A 7921-nucleotide genomic window follows, 5' to 3' on the forward strand; every position below is an offset into this window, starting at 1 on the left:
AGCGCATCCCAAAGCGTGTCCGAGGTCAGATAGCCAACATCCTCGATCCCCGGCAGCGGCGGCACGAAGGGCTGTGCGCCGGTGGCGATGATGATGGCGCGCGTGGTGAGGCGGCGGGTGGTGCCGTCGTTCATCGCGATTTCGACCGTCCATGGGTCGATCAGTTTCGCGTATACACGTGACGGCCGGATGCAGATGCTTCCTGGCGGTGATCTTGTGACGCTCAACGGCCATCCAGTGCTCGACATCAGTGGATCTCCCTTGACGCTCGATCCTCGCTCCCCAGCAGTTGAGATCAGTCGTGATGGGATGATCCGCCAGAATGGCCGAGCAGTCGGGGCGCTCGGCCTGTTCAATGTCGATTTCTCCGGCGGCTACGCACGTTATGAGAATTCTGCCTTCCTTCCCCGAACACCCGCGCAGCCTGCCGAGGAGTCGGCGGGAAGGGGTTTCATTCAGGGCTTTGTCGAGGAGTCCAATGTCAACGCAGTACTTGCCATGACTCAACTCATCAATGTCCAGAGAATCTTCGAGGCCGTGAGCGCGGGCATGGAACAGCGCGATTCCACTCTTCGCGACACCATCCAGGCTCTTGGTGCCAGGGGCTCCTGATCGCTTGTGAGGGACCCAAGTATCGTTTTTCCGCTGGAGAGGCTTGCCTGCCGGGTGCGCGCAGTTCAGGCCTCGCTTCCATTTGCAGGGCCCGTCGGCGCGGTGAAGGCGGTTAACTCCTCCACTGTCGCAGCTGCCGGCCTTTCACGCTGGCTGCGGCTCGGCTCTCTTGTGGAAATCACGTCATTGCGCGGGCCGGAACTTGGCGAGGTGATTCGCCTCGAACAAGACCTCATCATCTGCAAGCCCTATGACGCGCGTGCCGCGATCGGCATTGGTGACCCGGTCTACCCGCGAGGTGAACTCGACTGCGCACCCCATGACAGCTGGAAGGGACGGATTATCGATGCGCTGGCGCGGCCGGTGGACGGTGGCGAGCCGCTGCGTTCCGGAATGAGAACCATCCGTATGGCTGGAGAACCTCCTCAGGCCATGTCACGGCAGATCGTGTCGTGCGGAATCCACACCGGCGTGAGGGTGGTCGATGCCTTCACCCCCATCTGTTTCGGTCAACGCATGGGAATCTTCGCCGGCTCGGGCGTTGGGAAGTCGACACTTCTCTCAATGCTTGCGCGGGCACCGGCATTCGACAGTGTCATTGTCTCTCTCGTTGGAGAACGTGGCCGCGAGGTACGCGAGTTCGTGGAACTCACCATGGGAGAAGCGGCGCGCAGCGCCATTACCGTGGTTGCAACGGGTGATGAGAGCGCAATGATGCGGCGGCTGGCACCGCAGTTCGCTACCGCCCTCGCCGAATACTTTCGGGACCAGGGACAGAACGTGCTTCTTATCATGGACTCTGTCACCCGCTATGCCCACGCGTGCCGGGAGGTGGCGCTGTCGGCTGGAGAGCCGCCAGTGGCGAGAGGTTATCCACCGAGCGTCTTCAGCCATCTTCCGCAGCTTCTCGAGCGGGCTGGACCTGGTGCCGAAGGTTCTGGCACCATCACTGGGATCTATGCGGTCCTTGTGGATGGCGACGATCACAACGATCCCGTTGCCGATGCCGTCAGGGGCACGCTCGATGGTCACATCGTGCTGGAAAGGTCGATCGCGGAGCAAGGAAGGTTCCCGGCCATCAATCTGCTCTCGTCATTGTCGCGGCTGTCACATCGCGTGTGGACTTCGGATCAGGTGACGGCAGTGGCCGAGCTGAAACGGCTTGTCGCGCGCTTTGAGGAAACGCGCGACTTGCGGGCAATGGGTGGCTATGCGGCCGGAGCGGATCCTGAACTGGACCGTGCCGTGGAGATCGTGCCGAAGCTTTACAGGGGCCTTGTGCAGTCCAGTGCCGACAGAGGCTCTGCTGATCCATTCAGGGACATTGCAGCATCTCTCTCACGCGAGAATGGCGGACCTTGAGTTGATCTGGTAGCCGAGGAAGCGCTTGGTATCGATCGGATCATAACCGAGCCTGTGGCGGAGCTTCTTGCGCAGCTTGCTGATGTGGCTCTCGACGACGCTCTCCTCGACCTCTTCGTCAAAAAGTCCATAGACCGCATTGAATATCTGGTTGCGGCTGACACGCCGGCTGCGGTTGGCAACAAGGTACTCGAGGATTCGGCGCTCGCGGCGTGGCAGGGCAAGCACGGCTCCACCGACCTCCGGGTCGCGGCCATCATTGAATATTCGCAGGTCCCCGAGATCGGTTGCCTTGGCAATGGGGGTGACACGCCTGCGGATTGCGCCAATCCGGGCGATGATCTCGCGGGCGTGGACGGGCTTGCGAACGACATCATCGACCCCTGCCGCATAGAGCTTCAGTGTCGACTCGAGCCCGGTTGAATCATTGAGTGCGATTGCCGGAGCTTCCGACCTGGTCTTGATGGCCCGCGTAAAGTTTTCGCGCCGGGCAAAGTCACCCAGCACGAACGCCTCGACCGCTGCAAGGTCAGGGGCACTCGTGGAGTGAAACCAGCTATCGAAATCAGTTGGAGTGAAGGTTGCGGACGATATGCCTTCGCGGCCGAAACTCGTCCGGTAGGCATCGGTAACATCTGGGCGATCGTCGACAAGGATGATCATGATGGCTGTCTGCTTTCCATGTCTGCTCAAGCCGGCATCATGCCGGCAATTCATAGGTTGACGATGTACAGTTTCGAGAAGTCATGGTTAATATTTCGTTAATATCAAATAAAACGACCATGTATGCTTACTCAATACATTTGCAACAACTGGTATTATTTATATCGATCGCCAATCAATACATTTAGTATTGATAGATGCCCCAGGTTCGTTTTCTGCACCAGGTTGAATGAGTTGATGCCGCTGTCGCACCAACTACAATTTTACCGAGAGCAATTTTCCATATTGCATCTTTTGATAGCATCGGTTACCCATGATGCAAGCGCCGCGATTGACGGTGGAAGGCGCGACAAGAGGGATTGACCTGACGATGGATACGCAATTCGAAGAAATACTGACCGTTTCCACGCCAGAGCCCGGAATACAACCGCAGGATGGCTTTCTTTTCATTGGAGAACTGGCGAAGCTGACCGGCACTGACCCGAAGACCATACGGTTCTACGAGCGGGCCGAACTCATCTCACCGCCACGTCATGGCCGCTTCCGGACGTATCTGGCCTCCGATGTGAGGCGCCTCAAGAATGTCCTCATACTCCGCAAGCTTGGCGTTCCCATCGCGCAGATTCGCCAGATACTCGGGGTCATCGCGGTGGACACCGATGTTCTTGCCAGCGACAAGGCCGTGAATATGCTTCGCCATCATCTCGAAACGCTGCGCGAGAAACAGGCAGAGATCAGTCACCAGATCGAGCAGACCAGTACAGCACTCCACAGGCTGGTCGCTTAGCAAAACGCCCCGGTTCGCAAGAACCGGGGCGTTGCACCATTGAGTTGTCTGTCTGATCAGACAATGCCGGCAGATGTCCCTTCGACGGCTGGCCGCTCCTCCGTCTTGCGCCGCCTGTAATCGCTGGCCCGATAGAGCGCCACGGGATCAATTGCTCCTCCCTTGCGACGGCGCGCTTCAGCCAGAATAGGTGATACATCGGTGATGAAGGCCTGCTTGACGGTGCGGTGGCCCAGCATCACGTCGCTCCCGTCCTGAGCCGCTGAGAGTGCCTTGCGGTCTATCAGGGAGGCCTGAATGAAGGCCCTCTGAATCTCGACGGCCGAGGCCATGAGACTTTCGATCGGGTCGGTCACGTTGTGCGACTGGTCGATCATGTAGGCTGGCGCAAAACCTTCCGCCTTGCGCAACTCCGCATCGACAAGTTCGTTGAAGACAAGGAACAGCCGGAAGGGATCGACGGACCCCGAATCAAGATCGTCGTCCCCGTATTTCGAATCGTTGAAGTGGAACCCTGCGAGCTTCTTCGCCCGCACCAGCCGCGCGACGATCTGTTCGATATTGGTATTGGGTGCATGGTGCCCGAGGTCCACCAGGCATTTCGCCTTTGGGCCAAGTTCCAGGGCCGCCATGAAGTTCGAACCCCAGTCGGAAATCACCGTCGAATAGAATGCGGGCTCGTAGAGCTTGTGCTCGAGGAAGACGAGCCAGTCTCTCGGCAGGGCGTCATAAATCACTTTCAGTGATTCGATGTAGCGGTCGAAGGCAGCATTGAGGTTCGACTGGCCGGGGAAGTTCGAACCATCGGCAATCCATACCGTCAGTGCCGTCGAGCCCAGCTGGCGTCCGATCTCGATGCATTCGAGATTGTGCTCCACCGCTTGATTGCGTGTGCTGGAGTCGGCGTGAGTGAGCGATCCGAACTTGTAGGACCGCTGCTGGCCCTTCTGGTCCTGGAACGTATTGGAGTTCACCGCATCGAAGCCGAGGCTGTGGGAGGCCGCCTCCTGGCGAAGCGCGTTATAGTCACCCACCTTGTCCCACGGAAAATGTGGAGACACGTTGGGCGTCGTGCGGGTGAGCAGGTTGATGACGCCGCAATCTTCCAGCTTGTCGTGAATGTTGCGAGGCTCACCCGGACCCGGAAAGCGCGCGAATCGCGTGCCGCCAGTGCCCACGCCCCAGGTTGGAATGGCGACGGAAAAGCCCATGGCCCGCTCCGTCATGTCCTCGATCGAGATACCACGCCTCGCCAACTGGCGGCCGAGGGCCTGGTAATCCTCGGCTAGTGCGTCGTTCAGCCTGGTGTTTTCGCTTCCGATGAAATCGGCGGTGATCGCAAAGCTCATCGCCTACCTCGTGAAGGACGCGGCATTGCCGGCATCGACATTGAGGAAGTTGCCGGTCGACTTCGAAGACAGATCGGAAGCGAAGAAATAGACGCCCTCCGCGATGTCTTCCGGATAGACCGAGCGCTGCAGCAGCGAACGCTTGCGGTAATGCTCGTCCAGATCGCCCTCGGTGATCTTGAGGGAGGCAGCGCGCTGCTGACGCCACGGTCCCTGCCAGATCTTGGAGCCCCTCAGCACGGCATCGGGGTTCACCACATTCACGCGGATGCCCATGGGTGCCCCTTCAAGCGCCATGCAGCGGGCAAGATGAAGCTCCGCCGCCTTCACAGAGCAGTAGGCCGAAGCACCGGGAGAGGCTGCAACAGCGTTCTTCGAGCAGATGAAGACCATCGAGCCGCCGAGGTTCTGCCGCTTCAGCAGGCGATAGCCTTCGCGGCCGACGAGGAAATAGCCCGTTCCCATGATGGTCATGTTCTTGTTCCAGAGATCGAGGGTCGTATCCTCGACCGCCGCCGCAAGCGTGATCCCGGCATTGTTGACGACGATATCGACGCCACCATAGGCCAGTGCCGTCTCGTCCATTGCGGCGATGACGGCGTCTTCGCTCGAAACATCCATCTTCACGCCGCGGACATTGTCCTTGCCGTACGACTTGGCGAAGCCCGCCGTCACTTCGTCGAGCGAGGCCTGGTCGATGTCGGCCAGAACCACACAGGCACCTTCCGACAAGAGCTTCGACGCGATCGCCGAACCGATGCCACCAGCTCCACCCGTGATGAAGGCGACGCGGCCCGCAAGGCTCTTGGGCTTCGGCATGCGCGAAAGCTTTGCCTCCTCGAGCAGCCAGTACTCGATGTTGAAGGCTTCCTGTTCCGGCAGGCCCTTGTAGGCTGACACACCCGACGCTCCACGCATCACGTTGATGGCGTTCACATAGAATTCAGCAGCGATTCGCGCCGTCGCCTTGTCCTTCGCGAAGGACAACATGCCGACGCGCGGCACTAGGTAGATCACCGCATTGGGATCGCGCAGCGCCGGAGAGTTCGGATGCTTGCAGCGGTTGTAATAGGCGCCATAGTCTGCTCGGTAGGCCTCGATGAGCGTGTCGAGGGCAGCGCCGTCGGCATCATGCGGTACAATCAATGGACGGATCTTGGTGCGCAGGAAATGATCGGGACAGGAAGTTCCCAGCGGAGCCAGAGCTTCGAGCTGATTTGAATTCACGAATTCCATCACTTCGGGCGAATCGACAAAGTGGCCGATCTTGCGTTCGTGCTTCGAAATGCGCCCGCGAATTTCGGGAAGCAGCCGCAATGCCGTCGCGCGGCGCTCGGCATCTGTGAGTGATTCGACCTTCGCGCCCTTGAAGGCTGGCTTCTCGCGCGTGCGTTCGAGCCAGACGGCGGCCTTGTTGATGATGCGAAGCGTCGTGTCGTAGCATTCCTTTGCCGTGTTGCCCCAGGTGAAGAGGCCATGGCTGCCGAGCACCACGCCCACGAAATTCGGATTGGCCTTCGCCATTTCGCCCAGCTTGATGCCAAGATCGATTCCGGGGCGCTGCCAGGGCAGATAGCCCATCTCGTCGCCGAAGATTTCCTTCGTAAGCTTTTCGGAATCCTTCGACGCGGCGATGGCGATCACCGCATCGGAATGAACGTGGTCGACATGCGGGTAGGGCACATAGCCATGGAGGCAGGTGTCGATCGAGGGCGCCCTCGGATTGAGGTCGAAGGTGCAATGGTTCAGCGCATGGACCATGGCGTCTTCCTGGTCGAGGCTGGTGTAGAGGCCCTTGAGCGATTCGAGCTTGTCCATGTAGAGCGTGGCGAAGCCGTCGAGCTTCATCGAGCCGATGTCGCCGCCCGATCCCTTTACCCACAGCACCGTCGCGGGCTGCCTGGTGAGCGGGTCCGTCATTGCGACCTTGGCGGAGGTGTTGCCACCGCCGAAATTGGTAATGCGCAAGTCCGCGCCCAGCAGGTTTGAGCGGTAGAGGAGAAGGCCCGGCTCGTCCATGCTGGCGGCCTTGGCATCATCCCACAGGGACGGAACGGTCACGGAATTGCTCATGTCACTCTCGCTTTCGAAAGATGAATGCGCCGGGCTTTGACCCCCGGCGCATCTTGGGTTTGATACTTAGAAGTCGAAGGTGTTGATGTTGTCCTTGTTGAACACATAAGGCGCGCCCAACAGAATCTCGGAGCCGTTGATGACCTGGAGATCACCCAGCTTGCCAGCCTTCACGCTGGTTGCGCCCGGCTGCAGCGTGCCATCCGCCACCTGGCGGAGAACGTGCATCGCGGCATAGCCGAGGTCCACCGGGTTCCAAAGCACCACCGACTTCACGCAGTCAGCGCCGACATAGGGCTTCATGGCGTTCGGTGTTGCAAGGCCGACAACGGCAATCTTGCCGCAAGCCTTGGCCTGCGTCACGGCTTCAGCCGATGCAGGCGTTGCAACCGAGGTCATGCCCCAGATGCCCTTCAGCTCATCGCCATACTTGTTGATGAGCGTCGTCGCCTGGTTGAAGGACAGGTTGTTGTCTTCCTGCGCTTCAACCGTCTCAAGCCACTTCAGCTTGGGATGGCAGGCGGCGGCGTAGGCGGCCATTTCCGCAATCCAGCGGGCCTGGTTCGGCGTGGTGAAGGTGGAGGTCACGATGGCAACGCCACCTTCGCCGCCGATTTCAGTGGCCATCTGGTCGACAAGCGCCTTGGCGATGCCGTTGAACTGGGCCTGGTTCACGAACCACTGGCGGGCGTCGGGCGTCGAGTTGGCGTCATAGCCGACGACGTTGATGCCCTTCTCCAGCGCCTTCTTCAGCACCGGCGCAATGGCGACGGGATCGTTGGCGGCGAATAGGATGCCGTCGACGCCAGAGGTGATGTAGTTATCGAGGAAGGTGATCTGCTCGTCGATGTTGGCCTTGGTCGGGCCGTCGGTCTTGGCATCGACATTGCCGAGTTCGGCGGCGGCATCGAGGATGCCCTTGGTGGTCGCATTGAAGTAACCGATGCCGATCAGCTTCGGAACATCGACGACGGTGATCTTCTTGCCCTTGCGGTCGGGCGGGTTGACGGGCGAACCGCCGTCATAGGCCACGGCTGCCGAAGCGGCGGGCGTGCCGTCGCAGGCGAGCGGGCTC

The 7921-nt window shown here is 59.9% G+C and carries 7 protein-coding genes and 1 pseudogene; 3 read left to right on the forward strand and 5 right to left on the reverse strand.

Annotated elements, in window-relative coordinates:
• A pseudogene (locus tag ACEW8Q_RS04220) lies at positions 1–314 on the reverse strand (hypothetical protein); the annotation flags it as partial.
• Here ACEW8Q_RS04220 and ACEW8Q_RS04225 point away from each other — a divergent pair.
• Together ACEW8Q_RS04225 and fliI are read left to right on the forward strand one after the other, a co-directional pair.
• On the forward strand, positions 196–612 hold the full coding sequence (locus ACEW8Q_RS04225) for a flagellar basal body rod C-terminal domain-containing protein (RefSeq protein WP_373502811.1): 417 nt from the start codon (positions 196–198) through the stop codon (positions 610–612). The pseudogene ACEW8Q_RS04220 and the gene ACEW8Q_RS04225 sit on opposite strands and share 119 nt — an antisense overlap.
• A gap of 54 nt (positions 613–666) precedes the next feature.
• Positions 667–1974 (forward strand): flagellar protein export ATPase FliI, encoded by a 1308-nt coding sequence (gene fliI / locus ACEW8Q_RS04230; protein WP_373502805.1) that lies wholly within the window; start codon positions 667–669, stop codon positions 1972–1974.
• On the opposite strand, the gene ACEW8Q_RS04235 is transcribed toward fliI, so the two are convergent.
• Positions 1951–2637 carry a response regulator transcription factor gene (locus ACEW8Q_RS04235; protein WP_373502806.1) on the reverse strand — a complete coding sequence of 229 codons (687 nt, stop codon included), beginning with the start codon at positions 2635–2637 and terminating at the stop codon, positions 1951–1953. The two genes, fliI and ACEW8Q_RS04235, sit on opposite strands and share 24 nt — an antisense overlap.
• 370 nt (positions 2638–3007) lie before the next feature.
• On the opposite strand from ACEW8Q_RS04235, the gene ACEW8Q_RS04240 reads away from it, so the two are divergent.
• The gene (locus ACEW8Q_RS04240) at positions 3008–3424 is read left to right on the forward strand and encodes a MerR family transcriptional regulator (protein ID WP_373502807.1); all 417 of its coding nucleotides are present in this window, start codon (positions 3008–3010) and stop codon (positions 3422–3424) included.
• A 56-nt stretch (positions 3425–3480) separates the two neighbouring features.
• Here the strand turns inward: ACEW8Q_RS04240 and rhaI are convergent, their stop codons facing one another.
• From rhaI to ACEW8Q_RS04255, 3 genes are all read right to left on the reverse strand, one after another.
• Positions 3481–4773 carry an L-rhamnose catabolism isomerase gene (rhaI, locus tag ACEW8Q_RS04245; RefSeq protein ID WP_373502808.1) on the reverse strand — a complete coding sequence of 431 codons (1293 nt, stop codon included), beginning with the start codon at positions 4771–4773 and terminating at the stop codon, positions 3481–3483.
• Between the two features lie 3 nt (positions 4774–4776).
• The gene (locus ACEW8Q_RS04250; RefSeq protein ID WP_373502809.1) at positions 4777–6846 is read right to left on the reverse strand and encodes a bifunctional rhamnulose-1-phosphate aldolase/short-chain dehydrogenase; all 2070 of its coding nucleotides are present in this window, start codon (positions 6844–6846) and stop codon (positions 4777–4779) included.
• Positions 6847–6912: 66 nt separating this feature from the next.
• Positions 6913–7921, reverse strand: a 1009-nt coding sequence (locus tag ACEW8Q_RS04255) for a substrate-binding domain-containing protein (RefSeq protein WP_373502810.1), incomplete at its 5' end; no start/stop codon positions are given.

The sequence above is a fragment of the Aestuariivirga sp. genome (assembly GCF_041738905.1).
Lineage (GTDB): Bacteria > Pseudomonadota > Alphaproteobacteria > Rhizobiales > Aestuariivirgaceae > Aestuariivirga.